The sequence below is a fragment of the Corynebacterium neomassiliense genome, assembly GCF_900626215.1.
GTDB lineage: Bacteria > Actinomycetota > Actinomycetes > Mycobacteriales > Mycobacteriaceae > Corynebacterium > Corynebacterium neomassiliense.
In genome coordinates, this window is record NZ_LR131106.1 from 75,008 (window position 1) to 93,761 (window position 18,754).

At 66.9% G+C, this 18,754-nt stretch carries 16 protein-coding genes and 1 other RNA gene; 14 read left to right on the plus strand and 3 right to left on the minus strand.

What is annotated here, in order from left to right:
• The first annotated feature begins 101 nt into the window (after positions 1–101).
• Genes E0E18_RS00365 through bsaP form a run of 4 tightly spaced genes read left to right on the plus strand, consistent with a single transcriptional unit; the run spans position 102 to position 4,989 of the window.
• On the plus strand, positions 102–2,579 hold the full coding sequence (locus E0E18_RS00365) for an HtaA domain-containing protein (protein WP_130839052.1): 2,478 nt from the start codon (positions 102–104) through the stop codon (positions 2,577–2,579).
• Positions 2,580–2,622: 43 nt separating this feature from the next.
• Positions 2,623–3,699 carry an SURF1 family cytochrome oxidase biogenesis protein gene (locus E0E18_RS00370; RefSeq protein WP_066589146.1) on the plus strand — a complete coding sequence of 359 codons (1,077 nt, stop codon included), beginning with the start codon at positions 2,623–2,625 and terminating at the stop codon, positions 3,697–3,699.
• A gap of 37 nt (positions 3,700–3,736) precedes the next feature.
• Positions 3,737–4,735, plus strand: a complete 999-nt coding sequence (gene bioB / locus E0E18_RS00375) for a biotin synthase BioB (RefSeq protein ID WP_066589142.1) — start codon at positions 3,737–3,739, stop codon at positions 4,733–4,735.
• Positions 4,735–4,989, plus strand: coding sequence for a biotin synthase auxiliary protein BsaP (gene bsaP / locus E0E18_RS14540; RefSeq protein WP_078057445.1), 255 nt, complete (start codon positions 4,735–4,737; stop codon positions 4,987–4,989). Before bioB ends, bsaP begins: the two co-directional genes overlap by 1 nt.
• A gap of 27 nt (positions 4,990–5,016) precedes the next feature.
• Here the strand turns inward: bsaP and E0E18_RS00385 are convergent, their stop codons facing one another.
• Positions 5,017–6,213 carry an arsenate reductase/protein-tyrosine-phosphatase family protein gene (locus tag E0E18_RS00385; protein WP_237559561.1) on the minus strand — a complete coding sequence of 399 codons (1,197 nt, stop codon included), beginning with the start codon at positions 6,211–6,213 and terminating at the stop codon, positions 5,017–5,019.
• Between the two features lie 100 nt (positions 6,214–6,313).
• Here E0E18_RS00385 and E0E18_RS00390 point away from each other — a divergent pair, with 100 nt between their 5' ends.
• From E0E18_RS00390 to E0E18_RS00420, 7 genes are all read left to right on the plus strand, one after another.
• The gene (locus E0E18_RS00390; RefSeq protein ID WP_202616744.1) at positions 6,314–7,255 is read left to right on the plus strand and encodes a Nif3-like dinuclear metal center hexameric protein; all 942 of its coding nucleotides are present in this window, start codon (positions 6,314–6,316) and stop codon (positions 7,253–7,255) included.
• On the plus strand, positions 7,233–8,084 hold the full coding sequence (locus E0E18_RS00395; RefSeq protein WP_237559562.1) for a zinc ribbon domain-containing protein: 852 nt from the start codon (positions 7,233–7,235) through the stop codon (positions 8,082–8,084). The genes E0E18_RS00390 and E0E18_RS00395 overlap by 23 nt, the downstream gene beginning before the upstream one ends.
• Positions 8,077–8,790 carry a histidine phosphatase family protein gene (locus E0E18_RS00400; protein ID WP_066589136.1) on the plus strand — a complete coding sequence of 238 codons (714 nt, stop codon included), beginning with the start codon at positions 8,077–8,079 and terminating at the stop codon, positions 8,788–8,790. The genes E0E18_RS00395 and E0E18_RS00400 overlap by 8 nt, the downstream gene beginning before the upstream one ends.
• 37 nt (positions 8,791–8,827) lie before the next feature.
• Positions 8,828–9,286: RNase P RNA component class A (rnpB, locus tag E0E18_RS00405), an RNA gene on the plus strand.
• A gap of 21 nt (positions 9,287–9,307) precedes the next feature.
• Positions 9,308–9,685, plus strand: a complete 378-nt coding sequence (locus tag E0E18_RS00410) for a YidH family protein (RefSeq protein WP_227870999.1) — start codon at positions 9,308–9,310, stop codon at positions 9,683–9,685.
• The gene (locus E0E18_RS00415) at positions 9,676–10,011 is read left to right on the plus strand and encodes a DUF202 domain-containing protein (protein ID WP_066589130.1); all 336 of its coding nucleotides are present in this window, start codon (positions 9,676–9,678) and stop codon (positions 10,009–10,011) included. Before E0E18_RS00410 ends, E0E18_RS00415 begins: the two co-directional genes overlap by 10 nt.
• 28 nt (positions 10,012–10,039) lie before the next feature.
• Complete coding sequence (locus tag E0E18_RS00420; RefSeq protein ID WP_066590013.1) at positions 10,040–10,222, plus strand: hypothetical protein; 183 nt, start codon at positions 10,040–10,042, stop codon at positions 10,220–10,222.
• 48 nt (positions 10,223–10,270) lie between these two features.
• On the opposite strand, the gene panB is transcribed toward E0E18_RS00420, so the two are convergent.
• Complete coding sequence (gene panB, locus E0E18_RS00425) at positions 10,271–11,116, minus strand: 3-methyl-2-oxobutanoate hydroxymethyltransferase (RefSeq protein WP_066589127.1); 846 nt, start codon at positions 11,114–11,116, stop codon at positions 10,271–10,273.
• A 110-nt stretch (positions 11,117–11,226) separates the two neighbouring features.
• Here panB and E0E18_RS00430 point away from each other — a divergent pair, with 110 nt between their 5' ends.
• On the plus strand, positions 11,227–12,570 hold the full coding sequence (locus E0E18_RS00430) for a glutamine synthetase family protein (RefSeq protein ID WP_066589125.1): 1,344 nt from the start codon (positions 11,227–11,229) through the stop codon (positions 12,568–12,570).
• A gap of 33 nt (positions 12,571–12,603) precedes the next feature.
• On the opposite strand, the gene E0E18_RS00435 is transcribed toward E0E18_RS00430, so the two are convergent.
• Positions 12,604–14,031, minus strand: coding sequence for a helix-turn-helix domain-containing protein (locus tag E0E18_RS00435; RefSeq protein WP_066589123.1), 1,428 nt, complete (start codon positions 14,029–14,031; stop codon positions 12,604–12,606).
• 225 nt (positions 14,032–14,256) lie between these two features.
• Between E0E18_RS00435 and E0E18_RS00440 the strand changes: the two genes are divergently transcribed.
• Both E0E18_RS00440 and E0E18_RS00445 read left to right on the plus strand, forming a co-directional pair.
• Positions 14,257–15,303, plus strand: a complete 1,047-nt coding sequence (locus E0E18_RS00440; protein WP_130839054.1) for an ABC transporter substrate-binding protein — start codon at positions 14,257–14,259, stop codon at positions 15,301–15,303.
• 167 nt (positions 15,304–15,470) lie between these two features.
• Complete coding sequence (locus E0E18_RS00445) at positions 15,471–18,737, plus strand: bifunctional [glutamine synthetase] adenylyltransferase/[glutamine synthetase]-adenylyl-L-tyrosine phosphorylase (RefSeq protein WP_130839055.1); 3,267 nt, start codon at positions 15,471–15,473, stop codon at positions 18,735–18,737.
• Positions 18,738–18,754: the final 17 nt, after the last annotated feature.

Below are 18,754 nucleotides of genomic sequence, written 5' to 3' on the forward strand. Positions count from 1 at the left end.
CCGTTTCCGGGTTGGGTAATCCTCCGGGCGCGACTAGCCTTACCTAACTGAAGAAGGCTGTGCTTTCAGAAGTGTCCGCCGTGACCAGGAGAATCCCACCTATGTCGTCCCCCCGCTCGCTCCGTCTCGCTTCGGCGGCAGCACTCGCTGCCGCGATGCCCCTGGTCGGAGTTGCTGTCGTCCCCGCCTCTGTCCTACCTGCCGCTGTCGCGGACGACACCTCGCAGTGTCGTGCAGTGTCCGCCGCGGACATGGCCTGGGGTATCAGGCAGTCGCTCCGGAACTACCTCACCGGTCCGATCGCCGCAGGAGGCTGGGATCTGGACGGCATCACCTACACCGGTGCCACCGAGAACGCCGAGGACGGGGCGTTCCACTTCACCGCCGATCCCCGCGGGTCCCGTGTCGAGGGCGACGCCGCCGACCTTCCGATGGGCGGGACGATGCACCTGACCGGACACGGGGGAATCATCAACGTCACGCTGTCGAACTTCGAGCTGCAGATCCGGGGCAACCGGGGTCAGCTCCTCGCCGACGGACGGTACCTGGCCGCAGATCCGGCGGCGGTGGCGAGCCTCGTCGGCGGGCCTCCTGCGTTCACGCAGCAGCCGGTCGCGACATTCACCTTCGACAGGACTCTCACCCAGGCCGGGTCAGCGTCCGGAAGTGCCGTCCTCACCGGAGCCAGCTGGATCCACGAGAACCTCAACAAGGGTCTGCTGGGCTCGTACGGCGAGGGCAAGAACGAGGGCGACCCGGTCGTCGTCACCGTGAAGACCTCGGGCCCGGGGGACTGCGGTGTGGACAGGAATGCGGTGATGGCCTCCTCCGCAGGTCAGACCGACACCGTGGAGAGCCCGGCCGCGTCTGCCTCGGGCACAGCCGCCGCTGCCCAGGCGGGCACACCGGCTGCCCAGGCGCTTTCGCCGGTGACCGGGGCGGCAGCGGGAGGTACGCCCACGGGCACCGGATCCTGCACCGTCGCTGACGCGTCGGTGGGTTGGGGGCTGAAGAAGTCCTTCCGCAGCTACCTCACCGGGCCCATCGCGATGGGACGCTGGGACCTCGACCAGGTCGGTTTCAGCGGTTCCGAAGGCGGAGACGACGGACAGTTCCGGTTCACCGCGGACCCGTCGGCGGTGAAGCTTTCCGGCGGGGACGCCGACATCCCGCTGAAGGGGTCCGTCCACCTGACCGGTCACTTCGGCGCCCTGGACATCACCTACAGCAACATGGTCGTGAAGGTCCGCGGCACCACCGCCCAGTTCATCGCCGACTACCGGTCGAACACGGTCTCCAGCTACACCGCCGGTGCCCAGGTCACCGGCGCAAAGACCGGGACCCAGGTCCCGATCGCCCAGTTCGAGCTGACCTCGCCGATCTCTGCGGCAGGTGGCTCGGTGAAGGTCTCCGGTCCCGGTTACATCACCGAGGACGGTAACCAGTCCCTGGGCGGCAACTACGGGGAAGGGAACAACCAGGCCGACCCCATCGACATCACCCTCGACACCTCCGGAGCGGGCTGCGCCACGGGGGCCGGATCCCAGTGGCTCGGCGGCATCACCTCTGCGGGGGCGGCGTCCTCCGGAGGGTCTGCGGCTTCGGCCGGTGTGGCCGCCGCCGGCACCCCGGACCTCAGCGTCACCCCGAGAGTCTCCGGTATCACCTCCGCAGGTTCGACGGGCTCCGCCGGAACGTCCGACACCACCTGCCAGGCCTCTGACGGTGACAGGAACGTCGTGGAGACCAGGATGGGCTGGGGGATCAAGGATTCCTTCCGGTCGTACATCAAGGGTTCCATCGCCAAGGGTGACTGGACCACCGGCGGCGGTGCCGTCTACAGCGACGGGAACTTCGTCTTCAGCGGGTCCGAGGGCACCCTGAAGGTGTCCGCTGGTTCCGTGACCTCGGGGACGCTGAAGTTCGGTGGCTCCGTCACCTTCACCGGTCACGAGGGGGTGCTCCACACCGTGGTCTCCGACCCGGAGATCCGTCTCAACGGTGGCACAGGGACCCTGGTCGCCAATGTCAGCTCCAACGACACTTCCGGAAATCCCCACGACTACGGCCGCATCTCCCTCGCCGACCTGTCCCTCTCCGGGGTCAGCCTGGAGGGCGGGATACTCGACGGCAGTGCCTCGGCGTCCCTCAGCGCTGACGGATCCACCGCACTTGCCGGCTACTACTCGGCGGGCGAGGCCCTGGATCCGGTGAGCTTCCGGGCGGCTGTCTCCGACAGCTGCGACACGACCTCCGCCGCATCGCTGGGTGACAAGCCCGCCGATGAATCCGACGGAGACGCCGACAAGGACGACAAGGCGGCGAAGGAGCGGAAGCAGGGGAAGGTCACCGTCAACGGCGCTGAAGCGACCGACGGGGAGAACAGCGACACCGGTCTGGTGGCGTTCCTCAAGGATCCGCGTTCCATGGTGCCCAGTGTCATCGCCGTGATCGCTGCGGCTGTCGCCGGAGCCATGGCGGTGCGTCTGCGCCGCACCAACCGCAGGATCGACGAGATCGCGGCCGCCACCGGTACGGGGGTCGTCTCCGGTGGCGGGGAACCCGGCGAGGACGACTGACCCGGATCCGGGTCAGTGCGCCGTCGCGGACTAGACTGGGACCGTGTCTGAACCCCGTGACCGGTCCCCAGTCTCCCCGGATCGCCGCCAGCGGCGACGGGGATGGCGGGCCTTCCTGACCCCGGGCTGGGTCATCACCGCCGTACTGTCGCTGGCTTTCGCCTATGTGGCGTTCACGGTGCTCGCCCCGTGGCAGCTCGGGAAGAACTCCGACACCCAGAAGTTCAACCACCGCCTTGAGGCGGCGCTGGAGCATGACCCGGTCCCGGCGTCCTCGGTGATGCCCCGGGACCGTACTCCGGCGGGGGAGGACCGGGAGTGGACCAGGGTCTCACTTCAGGGGGTCTTCCTCCCGGACGACGAGGTTCTGCTGCGCAACCGGCCGGTGGACACGTCGCCCGCGTTCCAGGTGCTCACCCCGTTCCGCACCGACGACGGGCTGACTGTGCTGGTCAACAGGGGTTGGGTCAAGCCGTTGGGGGGCGGTACCGGTGTTCCCGACCTCACGGCGGCACCGGCGACGCCGATCACCGTCACCGGCTACATCCGCAAATCCGAGGCACTTCCGGACACTCCTCCGATCACCGACCAGGGGCGTGTCCAGGTCTACGGAATGAACACAGTGCAGATCGGCGATCTGACGGGACTGCCGTTGGCGTCCGATTATGTGCAGCTCGACGAGGAGTCCGTTGAAGGCAGGGCGGGTGAGGGGCTGACCCCTGTCCCGTTGCCCACCCTCGATTCGGGGCCCTACCTGTCCTACGGCATCCAGTGGATCGCGTTCGGGATCATGGTTCCGGCGGGGCTGGGCTATTTCGTGTGGGCGGAGATCCGGGAACGGCGGCGTCACCGCGACGAGCTTGCGGCGGCGCAGGTTCCTGCCGCCGGTGCGGGACCGGTCGGAGGCTCGGAGGCAGAGAGTTCGGCGGAGTCCGGGGAGGTCCGTGACGCCGGGCATCCGCCCGGGACTTCGGACCAAGCAGGCACGGCCGGCGCTGACGGCACGGCCGACACGGACAGAGCTGCGGCCAGCAGGGAGCAGAAACTCGCGCAGCGCTACGGACAGACCCGGAACCGGGCGTTCCGGGACCGCAACGCACGCGACGAGGAAAGGTTCTGACTGGAAACTGTACGGTGTTCAAGTTAGAGTGTGTGCCATGACGGACATACTCACGACTGCACGTACCCGCGTCCTCGACGAAGGACGCGGCCTCGACTACGACCAGCTCCGCCGCGTCCTCGAACTCCCCGACGCCGACATCCCCGAACTGCTGGCGCTCGCCCACGAGGTGCGGGTCCGCTGGTGCGGTGAAGAAGTCGAACTGGAGGGCATCGTCAGCCTGAAGACCGGGGGCTGCCCGGAGGACTGCCACTTCTGCTCCCAGTCCGGGGTGTTCGATTCACCGGTGCGCTCTGCCCGGCTCGACATCGCCCAACTGATTGAACAGGCACGGCAGACAGCCAAGACCGGGGCAACCGAGTTCTGTATCGTCGCCGCAGTGAAAGGCCCGGACGAGAACCTGATGTCCCAGGTCGAGAACGCGGTCAGTGAAATATACGCGAACGTCGAAGGTATCGACGTCGCGGTCTCTGTCGGAATCCTCTCCCCGGAGCAGGTCGGCCGTCTCAAGGCGGTGGGGGTCCACCGGTACAACCACAACCTCGAGACCGCGAAGAGCTACTTCCCCCGGGTTGTCACAACCCACACCTGGGAGGAAAGGCGCCGAACCCTGGAACTGGTCCGCGACGCGGGTATCGAAGTCTGCAGTGGCGGCATTCTGGGAATGGGGGAGACACCCGCGCAGCGTGCGGAGTTCGCGGTCCAGCTCGCCGAACTCGAACCCGACGAAGTTCCGTTGAACTTCCTCGACCCCCGGCCCGGAACACCGTTCGCAGACATGGAGGTGATGGACGGCAGGGACGCCCTGCGCGCTGTTGCGATGTTCCGGCTCGCCATGCCGTCGACCACTTTGCGGTTCGCCGGAGGACGCGAGCTCACCCTCGGAGACATGGGGATAGAACAGGGACTGCTGGGAGGTGTGAACGGGGTCATCGTCGGCAACTACCTCACCACCCTCGGACGACCGGCCGAACTGGACCTGGACATGGTCGACCGTCTGCGCCTTCCGATCAAGGTCCTTAGCAGGAGCGTGTGATGCCGGCGAACGGTCAGAAGACGGGCAGTCGCCGCCGCCCGAGGGGGACAGGACCCTGGGACCCGTGGACAGGTGCAGACCTCGGTGCCGGGGAGTGGATCAGTCACTCCCCGGCCCAGGAGGCGGGACTGGACGTCCCACGCTACTGCCCGGAGTGCGGGCGTCGCCGCACAGTCCAGGTGACGCCGCACGGTTGGACAGCTGTGTGCCCCAGACACGGGGAGACCTCGTCGGCCGAGTCAGAGCAGCGGTGACGGGGCACGTGCTGGCAGGCAGATCTGTCAGGCAGACGGTGCCCGCCTGACCCGGTCACGGGCCCACGCGACTATTCCGGGCAGGGCGTTGTCGAGCTCTCGTCCGGCACGGTCGAAATCGGCGTCATCCCCGTAGTACGGGTCCGCCACCTCCCGGTCTCCGGCGGGACTGAAGGACCGGAACAGTGCGATCCGAGCGGGGTCGACACCGGCCTTCTCCAGGGCCTTCCGGTTCGAGGCGTCCATGACCAGGAACAGGTCGGCGTCCCGGTGCTCCGGACCGAACTCTGCCGCAGCATGCCCGGAGGCGGTGTACCCCTGTCTCTGCAGCCAGGCGGCGGCCCGTGGGTCGACAGCCTCACCGACGTGCCAGCCCGTGGTTCCGCAGGAGTTCAGACGGACCGCATCCCCGAGCCCGGCGTCCTGCAGAGCCCTGCGCAGCATGATCTCACCCATCGGTGACCGGCAGATGTTGCCTGTGCAGACCACGCATATATGTGGCCTGTCGTCGGCCCAGTCTGCGACGACCCGTTCGAGTTCACCGACCTCCGCCACTGACCAGTCCGAGGCGGCGTGCTCGTCGCGGCCACCGTAGCCCCAGTCCACGAGAATGCTCCGGACACCGTAGGCGTGCGCGCCCTCGACATCGTGGATCCGGTCGCCGACCAGGAGAATGTCACTGCGGTTGGAGGGACCGCCTCCGGCCACCGGTGTCGGGTCGAGGCCCAGGCTTTCGAGCGCGTAGCCTACGACCTCGGTTTTCGTCCGGCGCCCGTGTTCGCCCTCGGTGGCCGTGGCGATGACGTCGAAACAGTTGAGGACGCCGAGATGCTCCAGCATCATGCGGGCACTCGACTCCACCTTGGATGTGGCGGTGGCCAGGACGATCCCGGCGTCCTTCCAGGAGTACAGGAGTTCCTTCATCCCCGGGTAGGGACGGCAGTTGCGCCAGCCACCGCCCGAGTAACAGGACCGGTAGTCCGCGTAGGTGCTCTCCAGCAGACTGCCTGTGAGCCCGAGTGACTTCAGGGTGTCGATCATCGGGGGCCCGGCGATCCTGCGGACCTGCTCCTCCGGAGGAGCCTCGGTACCGTTGGCGGACAGCGCACGCAGGAAGCAGTCGCTGATCCCGGGGAGGGAGTCCACCAGGGTCCCGTCCACGTCGACAAGAATGTACCGGGGTGAATGTCCCGGGGCCGGGGGAGTGTCCGATGAAGCTTGCACGTTCACCAGAGTGCCAGAAAGAGGGACGCCGTGTCGCCGGGGGCAGCCGCTCCGGCCGGCAGGGCCGCTCCTTCCGGCTATCCTCGGTGGGGTGAACAACATCGGGACAGCACCTGCCACCCCACCTGCCACCTCGCCCGGCAACCGACCCGGCAACCGACCCGGCACACTGACCGTCGGGCAGGTCGTCGACGCCGTCGAACATCTCTACCCTCCGCAGCTGGCGGAGTCCTGGGACGCCTGCGGTCTGGTGTGCGGGGATCCCGCCGATCCCGTCCGGAAGCTGCTTGTGGCCGTCGACTGCACGGATGGGGTGGTCGAGGCTGCGGTGTCGGCCCGGGCTGATTTCCTCCTCGTGCACCACCCTCCTCTGCTGCGGGGGGTGACCGGGGTGCCGGTGACCCACCCCAAGGGTCGACTCGTGCACCGCCTCATCCGGCAGGGTGTGGCACTGTACGCCGCCCACACGAGCGCGGACGCCGCGAGACCCGGTGTCGCGGACCGGCTCGCGGAACTGCTCGGCGTCACCCCCGGTGCACCCCTGACGCCTGTTCCCGACGGTGTCGACCCGGAGACGGCGACGGGGATCGGACGGGTGGGAGCCCTCGACACCCCGATGACACTGCAGGAGTTCACCGACCGGGTCGCGGCACGGCTGCCCGCGACAGTGTGGGGGGTGCGCGCCGCCGGCGACCCCGACCGGGTTGTGCGCAGGGTCGCCGTCGCCCCGGGTGCCGGGGACAGTTTCCTCGGCACCGTCGCGGAAATGGACGTGGACTGCTATGTGACCTCCGACCTTCGTCACCACCCGGTGGACGAGCATCTGCGGGCCGGCGGGTGCGCGGTGGTGGACACCGCCCACTGGGCGAGCGAATTTCCGTGGTGCAGGTCCGCGGCAGATCTGCTCGCCGAGGAGCTGCCGGGACTGGACACCGGGGTCATCGACCTCAGGACAGACCCCTGGACCCTGCACAGGTCCTCACCGGGGACCGGCGGCAGAGGAGAAGGTGACGGGCAAGGTGACGGACACCGTGAATTCTGACCATCCGGCACATGACCCTGTCCTTCGCGGCGGGGACCGGGACACTCTGCTGACTCTTGTCCGTGTCGACGAGAGGATACGGCTGCTCAAGGCCAGACTGGACGCCCTGCCCGAGACGGCGGAGGTGGAACGCCTGGAAGAAGCGGAGGCGGCCCGGCGGCGCAGAGAGATCGGGACCCGGCGCATCGCCCACGACATCTACGGCACCCTCCGGCGTCTGAAAGCGGACTCCGCCAGGCTGCGGGAGCGGCGGCGCGACGACATCGCCGGGCTCCGGGCCGTCACGGACCCGGTCCGGCGCCGCGACCTCAGACATGACCTCGAAGTCGCCGAGCGTCGGCTCGCCGAACTCCGTGAAGACATCGCACGGGAGCAGAGGACCCTCGCCACTTTCGGGCACGCGTTGGACGGGGCAGAGGATTCCCGGGAGGGAAACCCGGGACACGCCGGAGACGGTGCGACCGGTCACGGGGACGCCGGCAGGCACGGTGACACGGACGCAGGTGCCGAGCTGGCGCGTGCCCGCGAGGAGGAACGTGCCGTGACCGGTGAGATCCGACGCCAGCTCACCGAACTCGCGGCGCGGTCAGTGAGGCTGAGGGCGGCACTGCCGCACGAGATTCTGGTGCGCTATGAGCGGTGTGAACGTGACCAGGGGATCGGCGCCGTCGAACTGGACGGTTCCACCTGCAGATGTTGCTGCATCCAGCTGGACACCGCCACCATGCGCCGGTTTGCGGGGACCCCGCCGGACTGGCTCGTCTCCTGCCCCGAGTGCGGGGTCCTCCTGGTCCGTGCAGTCAGCTCCGGAGGTGCCGACCATGTCTGACCGGCAGAGGGAGCAGAGTCCGCAAACCTCCGCGCGACCCGGGTGGTTCGGTTCGGGAGCCCGGCCGCTGCGTGTCCTGCTGCTGCGTCACGGGCAGACGCCGATGTCAGTCGCCGGTGTCTTCTCGGGCAGGAGCGACCCCGAGCTCACGGCGCTCGGCCATGCCCAGGCGGAGCGTGCGGCGTCCTGGCTCAGGGTCAGGCAGGACGCCGGGGAGGGCATAGACGCCGTCTACACCTCACCGCTGGTCCGCGCCCGACAGACCGCGGACGCGGTCGCGGAGGAGCTCGGCATCGAGCCCGTGACCACCCCGGACCTCATCGAGACCGACTTCGGGGTCTGGGAGGGGCTGGAGTTCGACGAGGTGCACCGCCGTTGGCCCACGGAACACGCGGACTGGGCCGCAGACCCCTCGGTGTCCGCCGTGGGCGGTGAGAGCATGGACGCGGTCGCCGCGAGATGCGGGAGGCTGATCGGGAGTCTCGAGAGGTCCGGCGGCGACGGCGGGACCTGGCAGGGACGGACTGTGCTGCTCGTCAGCCACGTCTCGCCGATCAAGGCGATCCTGCGGACGGCCCTCGAAGCTCCCGCCACGGTCTACTCGACACTGCACCTCGATCTCGCCGGGTTGTCCGTCGCCGAGTTCTACCCGGACCGGTCGGTGGTGCGGGAGGTCAACGACACCCATTATCTGCAGGGGCTGTGACCGTGTGGTCCGGTGCCGCTGCTATGGTTGTCGACGTCGAGAGGGTCGGGTGATCGCGCCCACCGGAACCGCACCGTCAGCAGGTGAAGGCCGGGGTCGAGGAAAGTCCGGACTCCTCAGAGCACGGTGGTTGTTAACGGCAACCCGGGGTGACCCGCGGGCAAGTGCCACAGAGAATAACCGCCCGGAGACGCCCGGACCTGTGTCCGGGTGATCTGTCCGGGTAAGGGTGAAAAGGTGCGGTAAGAGCGCACCAGTGTGCCGGGTGACCGGTGCAGCTGGGTAAACCCCACCGGGAGCAAGGTCACGTGGTCGCACCGTAACCCCGTCAGGGGCCGGTGGTGCGACGTGCCCCGACGGCTGCTCGTCGGACAAGGGGCAGGTAGACCGCTGGAGGCGGCCGGTGACGGTCGTCGTAGATGGATGATCACCACCACCCGGGTACCTGAGGGTGCCCCGGGCGGTACAGAATCCGGCTCACAGACCCCCTCGACACCCACGTCTAGAATTGACCGGCGTGAAAGAAAACCAGGACGCCAGACCGTGGCTGACCCGGACACTGTTCCCCACGGGAGATGATCCCGACCCCCGGTTCACCCTGGCCAACGAGAGGACCTTCCTGTCATGGATGCGGACCTCTCTCGCGTTCATCGCCGGAGGTGTGGCACTGGAGGCGTTGCCGACCGATGTGCTGCCCGGCAGTCTCCGCACCGTGGCCGCGGTGATCGCGATGGGACTGGGGGTGGTTCTTGCCGCGGGTGCGGCGCTGCGCTGGCTGCGTGTCGAGCGGGCCATGCGGGAACGGAGGTCGCTGCCGGCGCCGGCTGTCGTCCCGGTGCTGTCACTGGGGGCGGTGGTCGCCGCCGTGACGGTGGCGGTGGTGCTGTGGATGTGATCCCTCCGGGACGTGTCGTCGATCCGGGTCTGCAGCCTGAGCGCACCAGTATGGCCTGGGGCAGGACGTCACTGGCCTTCATGGTGGCCGCTGCGGTGTTCCTCCGCTCAACGGCGAGTTACGGGCCGCCGGTGGTGGCCGTGGCCGGGGGACTGTTCGCCGTCGCACTGGGCGCAGCGCTGGCACAGAAGAGGCGCTACCGCCGGGCGGCAGAAGGCGTGGCACGGGAACGGGTGCCCGCCCCTGTCGGTGCAGTGGTGGCACTGTCCCTGGGCACCGTGGCACTGGGGAGCGCGGGGCTGTTATTCGCTGTAGCAGGACACTGACGGTACGTGCCGGACTATGGTGGGCGGTATGAGCTCCGATGACACGGGACAGAAGTGGTACTACGACACTGCCACGGGTGAAGTCACCCGGGGTAAGGTCCGGGGATGGGACACCCGTATGGGCCCGTACGATAGTGAAGACGAGGCCCGCAGCGCCCTGGAGACCGCCAGGGCACGGTCTGAGGCTGCCGACGACTGGGACAGGAACTGACGCTCCACGGGGTATCCGGAACACCCGCCGGCAACGGCAGGGATCCGGTCAGAAGCAGTGTTCCGGGGCGGGGAAGGTTCCTTCCTCCACTTCGTGCCTGTAGGCGGCCGCCGCGGCGGTGAGGTCCTCACCGACGGTGGCCCACTGCTTCGCGAACTTCGGACGACGTCCGTCCGCGGGCAGTGCCACCATGTCATGCCACACCAGCACCTGCGCGTCCGTACCGGGGCCGGCTCCGATGCCCACGGTGGGCACGGTGGAGTCCGCGGTGATCTGTGCGGCGAGGTCAGCGGGCACCATCTCGAGCACGACCATGTCGGCCCCGGCGTCCTCCACGGCGTGGACGTCGGCCACCAGCCGGGAGGCGTCCCCGCCCCGTCCCTGGACTTTGAAGCCGGAGAGTGCGTTGACGGACTGCGGGGTGAAACCCACATGCGCGCAGACGGGGATACCGGCGTTCACCAGTGCCCGGATTCGTGGCGCGATACGAACTCCGCCCTCGATCTTCACCATCGCGGCACCGGAGCGTCGCAGCATCTCGGAGGCCGAGAGCACGGCCTGCTCGTCGGAGGCCTCGTAGGTGCCGAACGGGAGGTCAGCGATGACGAGTGCATTCCCGGAGCCCCTCACCACCGCCGCGGTGAGCATGATCATCTCCTCCAGGGAGATCTGCTGGGTCTGGGGGTAGCCGAAGACGACATTGGCGGCAGAGTCCCCGACCAGCAGGCACTCGACACCCCCCTGGGTGAGTGCCCGGGCCGTGGAGTAGTCGTAGGCGGTGAGCATCGCCCACTTCTTTCCCTCGGCTTTCTTACTTCGCAGGTCGGCGATGCGGACCTGCCTGGTGGGAACGAGGTATCCGGTGGCGGGAGAGCCGGCAGTGGAGTCAGACATGTCACAGTATTGTGCCACTAACACTGGACCGGTGTTAACGGCATGTAACTTCCCGTGCGTGGGGTGGGGGAGGCCGACACCGGTACCCCTTCCGTGGATACGATGGGGGCATGAGTCGTCAACAGGAATTCGTTCTCCGTACCCTCGAGGAACGGGACATCCGTTTCGTCCGCCTCTGGTTCACGGACATCCAGGGGTACCTGAAGTCGGTGGCAGTCGCCCCTGCCGAACTTGAGGGCGCATTTGAGGAGGGTATCGGCTTCGACGGCTCCTCCATAGAGGGCTTCTCGCGGGTGGTCGAATCAGACACCATCGCCCGCCCCGACCCGTCCACATTCCAGATCCTGCCCATCGACGGGGCGGACGGTGACAGGAACCTCACCGCGCGGATGTTCTGTGACATCGCCATGCCCGACGGCGAGCCCAGCTGGGCCGACCCCCGCCAGGTCCTGCGAAGGCAGATGAACATTGCAGCTGACCAGGGATTCAACTGCTACATCCACCCTGAGATCGAGTTCTTCCTGCTCAAGAACCAGGACGGTGAGGACGGCCGGCCCCTTCCCGCCGACACCGGAGGATACTTCGACCAGGCCGTGACGGACGCCGCCCCCCAGTTCCGTCAGGATGCGATCACCGCTCTCGAATCGATGGGGATCTCCGTCGAATTCTCCCATCATGAGGCGTCCCCGGGACAGCAGGAGATCGACCTGCGCTTCGCTGACGCACTGTCGATGGCGGACAACATCATGAGTTTCCGCTACATCATCAAGCAGGTCGCCAACCGGAACAATGTGCGTGCGACGTTCATGCCGAAGCCCTTCTTCGACTACGCGGGTTCCGCGATGCACACCCACATGTCCCTGTTCGAGGGTGAGTCGAACGCCTTCCACGACCCGGACGACGAGTTCTTCCTCTCCTCGACGGCGAAGTCCTTCATCGCCGGAATTCTGGAGCATGCGCCGGAAATTTCGGCGGTCACCAACCAGTGGGTGAACTCCTACAAGCGTCTCACCAGCGGTGCAGAGGCCCCGACAGCAGCCACCTGGGGTGCGGCGAACCGGTCCGCACTGATCAGGGTGCCGATGTACACGGTGAACAAGCCCTCCTCCCGCAGGGTCGAAGTGCGCAGCCCTGATTCCGCAGCCAACCCCTACCTGAGCTACGCGGTGCTTCTCGCCGCAGGTCTGCGGGGCATCCGTGAAGGCTACGAGCTGATGCCCCCGGCCGAAGACGACATCTCCAACATGACCCGACGGGAGAGGATGGCCATGGGCTACAAGGATCTGCCCACCGACCTTGACCTTGCGCTCCGGGAGATGGAGAAGTCGGAGCTGGTCGCTGACGCACTCGGGGAACATGTCTTCGAGTTCTTCCTGCGCAACAAGTGGCGGGAGTGGAAGGAGTACCAGTCCCAGGTCACCCCCTGGGAACTCCAGCACAACCTCGAGTTCTAGGTCGCTCCGGAGGCTCCCGCGGCCGACCTGCGGTCAGCGGGCCCCGTCGGTGACGTTTCTCCGGTAGCTTCCGGGTCCTGTACCGAAGAAGCCGGTGAAGGCTTTGGTGAAGCCCGCGCGGTCGGAGTATCCCAGCAGCCGGGAGACCTCGGACACCGGCCTGCCGGAGGACAGCAGTTCGCGTGCCGCACTCATCCGCAGGTGACTCCGCCAGGTCCGGAAGTTCTGGCCGGTGACCTTTGTCCACGTCCGGGACAGGGCGGACGTGGAGATCCCGGTGAGTGCACTCCAGTCACTCAGTGTCGCGGAGTCGCCCGGAACCCGGAGATGGTGGTGCATGGCGTGGTGGACGGCTGACGTCGCCGCATCACCCCCGCAGGCTCGGTTGTGGGCGTCCTTCCCGGGGCGGATCATGTCCGCCACGAAGCCGTTCCTGCTCCCCAGTCCGCCGAGGAGAGTGTAGCTGCTGACGGATGTGTGCAGCAGGAACGCCGACAGTTCGCCGGGGAGATGCACAGGTGTGACAGAGTCCAGATCCGCAGGAAACGGGGAATCTGTCTCAGTGAACAGCGGTATGACGAGAGAGTCGGCGTCGATGTCGATGACATTGAAGACTCCGGACGGTATGCACAGGGCGTCGCCCCGGGTGAGCGGGAGTCTCCTGTCACCGAGGGTGACAGTGGCGCTTCCCCGGTACACCCATACCGCGACAGAGAAGCCGTTGATCCGTGGCCAGGTGCGCGACGGTGGCAGGGCGGACGGCGGTTCCCCGTTGAGGCGGTCGGACCCGGGGGCGTCGAGAAAGAAGGGTTCCGGCTCCCTGCCGCCGCCCCCGACGTGCGAGATGAACTGTGAAGGGGTCATTCCCACGGACCGTCTGAATGCCCTGGTGAAACCGGCGTGGGTGTCGAAACCTGTCGTCGCAGCTGTCCACGCCACCGGCCTGCCCTCCAGCAGCATCCGTGCTGAGCAGGCCATTCTGGCTTCCGATCGCCACTCGCTGAATGTCAGGCCCGTCTCGGAGGAGAACTGCCGGGAGAGGGTTCTCGGGCTCACACACGTCTGCCGTGAGAAATCCTCCAGGCTCTTCCGACTTCCCGGGTTGGTGAGCAGTAGACGCGCTGTCTCACAGGCCTCACGGGAATGTGGGAGAACGGGCGGGTGGGGGAGCGTGGGAGCGGTGTTTCCCGGGGCGGCATCGAGGATCATTCCCACTGTCCGCAGTCGGGGGCTCGTATCGGAGAGATATGACAGTCCGGCGCAGTAGCAGAGAAGCAGCCGGTCCCTCCACCCGTCGTGGAAACTCATGCGCGCTGAATCGCCGACCGCGGCCATTTTCTGTGACTCGGGAAAGAGCAGCGGGACCAGCAGAGAGTTTTCGTGGACCTCGGCGGAGTGCCGTACTCCCCTGCTGATCCACACCGCCTGTCCCGCGTTGAGCGGGTGGCGGTCACCTGCCACCTCTGTCGTCGACGAACCCTGCAGTTGCCAGAGGAGTACCGCGTGGCGGTGATTGACGATGTCCCGGATCCGGGTTCCACGGAGGGGAGGTTGACAGGGAAAGGTGTACAGGACTGTCCTCCCGGGACAACTGAGGGTACTTAGGTCGCCCTATTATCTGGGGGGATTGTCTGCGAGTCAAGCAGACTGTCACGTGATCCCGGGTGAAAGGCTTATAGGACAGTTATGGTTCCACAGGGTAGATCCGCAGGACGGCGCCGGAGGGCGGCAGCGGCGTTCTTCGCGGCTGCGGCACTGGTTTTCGGCACGGTGGCGTGTTCCGGGGACGGGGAGGACACCGGCAACGGTGACGCGACAGAATTCATGCCCGCAGGTGACGGCAGAAGCAGCTACCCGCTGAAGATCACCACGTCGGTCGGTACGGCAGAGCTTGAACAGCGGCCGGAGCGTGTGGTGACCTTCGGTGGAGTTTCGACGGAGGTTGCACTGTCGCTGGGAATAGTTCCGGTGGCCTCCGACGACTGGACGACATACAGCTCCCACCTCGAGGATGACGGCGCCGCCAGAATTCCGCAGATCATCGATCCGGTGGAATCCGGCGCTCCGACGGAGGCCATTGCCGAGGCAGACCCCGATCTCATCGTCTACTTCTCCTGGAAAGACCAGGGCAGAGACTTCGACCAGCTGTCCTCGATCGCTCCCGTGATCGTGTACGACTCCACCGATGTGGACTGGCGGACCCAGGTCAGGGATCTTGCTCTCGCCACCGACCTGGGTGACGCCGGGGATGCGGCGCTGCAGAAGAACGACACCGCGATGGCCGGTATCAGAGATGAACACCCGGAATGGAAGGGAAAGACCGCGGAGTTCATCTCCGACAAGGGGGGAGGAATCTACTTTGAGTCCTACGGAGGTTCGACCGGTGAGAAATTCTTCCATTCCCTGGGATTCACCAGTCCGGAGGTTGCCGGGAAGTACAATTCCTCGAACTCAGGCACAAAAAACCAGATCAGCACCGAGAATATCGGCGAACTCGACGCTGACATCATCTTCGTCTACTGCAGTAAAGGTATGCCGACATTGAGTGCGAGCTCCACATTCCAGGGCTTCGAAGCGGTGAAAAAAGGCCTGGTGTTCCCGATGGAGTATGACGACCCGGACAACAAAGAGCCGGTTTCCGTGGCAGTCGGACTCCGACAGCCGGGGCCGCTCACGGAGGTCTGGCTGGCGGAGTACTTTGAGCGGCTTCTCGGTGACAAAGTGGCCGTATAGCCCCTCAAAGTGGCTGCGCAGTCCTGTGTGAGGCTCTGCCACGCAGCCCGGTCCCCGGCTTTCTGAGGGCGGCAGTCCGTCCGGCATCACCTATACTGAGGTGACGTGAACCACGTAGCCGGACCGGGTGTGCCCGGAGGGAAGAGGACCGGTACATTGCCGTCGAGATGCCATGTCGTCAGCCCGGAGCCGTGGTCGTCGTCACCGGTGAAGGCGGTGGAGTCGAAGTGAGCCAACCGCGCACCTCACGTCGTGGCGTCCCGTCTGCGGCCTCCCTGGGATTGACCCGGCCGCACGCAGCCGCCGACCTCGCCGCCCTGGGATGGGACGATGAAGACCATCTTGACCTCCTGTGGACCCTTGCAGCCACCGGTGACCCGGACCAGGCACTCAATGCTGTGGTCCGGCTGATGCAGTCGGCGGGGGAGGAGGGGGTGCCCTCTGCAGCGTCCCCGGAACAGCTGCAGCAGAGGCTGGACAACGACCATGAGTTCCGGGTCCGTCTACTGGCCCTGCTCGGAGCCTCCACCCTCCTCGGCGACCATGTCGTCGCGCACCCTGCGTCATGGCCGGAGCTCGGCGAGGCACTGCCGGACAGGGAAGAGATGATGGCGGTGATGCTCTCCTCCGTCGGCGCGGTGGATGTGGAGGGGGTCGACGACGACGGACATGATCTGCACGGAGCCGGTTCACTGCTGCGCAGGGCGTCCTGTACCGGTGCTGAGGCTGACCGGGCCATGCGGTCGGCGTACCGCACACTGCTCGCCCGCATAGCGTCAGCTGACCTGGCGGGGACTTTCGTCCCTCGTCGTGGGGAAGCCCCGACGCCGAAAGGAAGGACCGGCTACCCGGAGACCGTCCCCTTCGAGGTTGTGTCGGAGAAACTCTCCGACGCCGCCGACGCCGCGCTGACGGCGGCACTGGCGGTGGCGGTGGCGACAGTGTTCCCCGAGGGGCCGGTCCCCCTGCGCATCGCGGTGCTGGCCATGGGCAAGTGCGGCGCCAGGGAGCTGAACTACATCTCCGATGTCGACGTTATCTTCGTCGCTGAACCCGCGGACAACCGGGCCACCAGGCTGGCAGGGGAGTTCATCAACATCGGATGCCGGTGCTTCTTCGAGGTGGATGCGGCGCTGCGTCCCGAAGGCCGGCACGGTGCACTGGTACGTACCCTCGAATCCCACCTGGCCTACTACCGGAGGTGGGCCTCGACCTGGGAGTTCCAGGCTCTGCTGAAAGCCCGGCCCATGACCGGGGATCTGGCCCTCGGCCGTGCGTACGTCGAAGAACTGGCGCCGATGGTGTGGACCGCCTCACAGCGTGAGGATTTCGTCCCCGACGTCCAGGCCATGCGCCGGAGGGTCATCGACAACGTCCCGGAGGGGCTGCAGCAGCGGGAGCTGAAGCTCGGCCCGGGCGGCCTGCGTGACGTCGAGTTCGCGGTCCAGCTGCTCCAGATGGTGCACGGGCGTGCCGACGAGAGCCTGCGGGTGCGGTCGACGGTCTCCGCGCTCAATGCCCTCGTCACCGGTGGATACGTGGGAAGGGAGGACGGTCGCACCCTCATGGAGTGCTACCGCTTCATGAGACTGCTGGAGCACCGGATGCAGCTCCGGCACCTCAAGCGCACCCATCTGCTGCCCGAGGACGGTGACACCACCGGTCGTACCTGGCTGGCACGTACTTCCGGACTTGTCGCCGGTGGCACCCGGACCTTGGCCGAGGAACTGGAGGTGCGTGTCCGCGCCACCGGTCTGCAGATCCGGCAGCTGCACAACAAGCTGTTCTACCGTCCGCTGCTCACTTCCGTGGTGGCGATGTCGGTGGAGGAGATCCGCCTGACTCCCGAGGCTGCCAGGAGACAGCTTGCGGCTCTCGGCTACCGTTACCCCGACCGGGCGATGGACCATCTCACCGCACTGGCGTCGGACGGTACCCGACGGTCCCGGATCCAGGCGGTGATCCTGCCGTCACTGATGGAGTGGCTGTCTGACACCGTCGACCCGGACGCGGGGCTTCTGGCCTACCGGAAACTGTCGGAGGCGGCGTCCGACCGGTCATGGTTCCTCCGGCTGCTCCGGGACGAGAACATCGTGGGGCAGCGGTTGATGCACATTCTCGGCACTTCACCGTATGTCACCGATCTCTTCCTGGCGGCACCGGATGCCGTGACTCTGTTGTCCGACGGCGCGACCGGGCCGAAACTGCTGGAGAAGGACGCCGGGGTCATCAGTCATTCCCTGGTCGCTGCAGCGGGACGCTACCGTGACCCGGACAAGGCCATATCCGTCGCCCGTTCACTGCGTCGCACGGAGCTGGCGCGGGTCGCAGCGGCCGATCTGCTGGGGATGATGGACGTTCCCGAGGTCGCGAGATCACTGTCGTTCGTGTGGGACGCTGTGCTGGAGGCGGCACTGTCGGCCGAGATCAGGGCCTGGGAGGACGCCAACCGGCGCAATGCGCCGGCCGTGGTCACCGTGATCGGAATGGGCAGGCTGGGTGGGGCGGAACTGAGCTACCGTTCCGACGCGGACGTCCTCTTCGTCTGTGAACCGGTCCGGTCCGGGGCCGGCAGCAGTGCCAGCAGCAGTTCGGGCGACGGTGGCGGCACCCGTGACGGGGACGCCGACGGTGACGGGTTCGCCGTGACGGACAATGACGCGGTGACCTGGGCCATCGGCATCTGCGACCGGCTGCGTACCCGCCTGGCGAAGCCGTCCCAGGATCCTCCCCTGGAGGTCGACCTCAACCTGCGTCCGGAGGGCCGCAGCGGTCCGACGGTCCGGACGCTGGAGTCCTACGGTGCCTACTACCGGCGGTGGGGGGACACCTGGGAGTACCAGGCTCTCCTGCGCGCGACATGGGTGGCCGGTGACAAGGACCTCGGTATCCGTTTCCTGCGCAGCATCGACCCCTACCGTTACCCGGAGGGGGGCGTGGACGCGAAGACCGTGCAGGAGGTCCGGAGGATGAAGGCCAGGGTGGATGCCGAAAGGCTTCCGCGCGGAGCCAACCGGGCGACCCACACCAAGCTGGGCAGGGGCGGGCTGACGGACGTGGAGTGGACCGTCCAGCTGCTCACGATGCAGCACTGTGACCGTATACCTGCACTGCACAACACCTCCACCCTGGAGGTCCTGGAGGAGATCGGTTCCGCCGGTCTGCTGTCGGAGAAGGATGTCGTGACGTTACGGGAAGCGTGGCTCGCGGCCAGCAGGGCACGTAACGCCCTGGTCCTGTCCAACGCGAAGACTCCCGACCAGTTGCCGCCCCCGGGTGCGCAGCTGGCACATGTGGCGGCAGCAGCCGGCTGGGACCCGGCGGACTCTCAGGGCTTCCTCGACGACTACCTCAAGAAGACCAGGTTGGCGAGAAAAGTCGTCGACAGGGTGTTCTGGGGTGAGGAAGTGGTTGACGCGCGGTACGACGGGTGAGAACGACTGGGGTAGGC